At 54.7% G+C, this 965-nt stretch carries 1 protein-coding gene; it reads left to right on the top strand.

Going from position 1 to position 965, the window contains the following annotated elements:
* On the top strand, window positions 1-965 hold a 965-nt coding region (gene tuf, locus PGR79_RS23770; protein ID WP_430922621.1), incomplete at both ends, for an elongation factor Tu.

The following is a 965-nucleotide window of genomic DNA, read 5'->3' on the forward strand; positions in this document are numbered from 1 at the left end:
CACGTTGAATATGACACCCCGACTCGCCACTACGCACACGTAGACTGCCCGGGCCACGCCGACTATGTTAAAAACATGATCACCGGTGCTGCTCAGATGGATGGCGCGATCCTGGTTGTTGCTGCGACTGACGGCCCGATGCCGCAGACTCGTGAGCACATCCTGCTGGGTCGTCAGGTAGGCGTTCCGTACATCATCGTGTTCCTGAACAAATGCGACATGGTTGATGACGAAGAGCTGCTGGAACTGGTTGAGATGGAAGTTCGTGAACTGCTGTCTCAGTACGATTTCCCGGGCGACGACACTCCGATCGTTCGTGGTTCTGCTCTGAAAGCGCTGGAAGGCGACGCAGAGTGGGAAGCGAAAATCATCGAACTGGCTGGCTTCCTGGATTCTTACATCCCAGAACCAGAGCGTGCGATTGACAAGCCGTTCCTGCTGCCGATCGAAGACGTATTCTCCATCTCCGGTCGTGGTACCGTTGTTACCGGTCGTGTAGAGCGCGGTATCATCAAAGTTGGTGAAGAAGTTGAAATCGTTGGTATCAAAGAAACCGCGAAAACCACCTGTACTGGCGTTGAAATGTTCCGCAAACTGCTGGACGAAGGCCGTGCTGGTGAGAACGTAGGTGTTCTGCTGCGTGGTATCAAACGTGAAGAAATCGAACGTGGTCAGGTACTGGCTAAGCCGGGCAGCATCAAGCCGCACACCAAGTTCGAATCTGAAGTGTACATCCTGTCCAAAGACGAAGGCGGCCGTCATACTCCGTTCTTCAAAGGCTACCGTCCGCAGTTCTACTTCCGTACTACTGACGTGACTGGTACCATCGAACTGCCGGAAGGCGTAGAGATGGTAATGCCGGGCGACAACATCAAAATGGTTGTTACCCTGATCCACCCGATCGCGATGGACGACGGTCTGCGTTTCGCAATCCGTGAAGGCGGCCGTACCGTTGGCGCGGGCGT

Origin of the sequence: Klebsiella sp. 141161, from assembly GCF_050600815.1 — a bacterium.
Classification (GTDB): Bacteria; Pseudomonadota; Gammaproteobacteria; order Enterobacterales; family Enterobacteriaceae; genus Klebsiella; species Klebsiella aerogenes.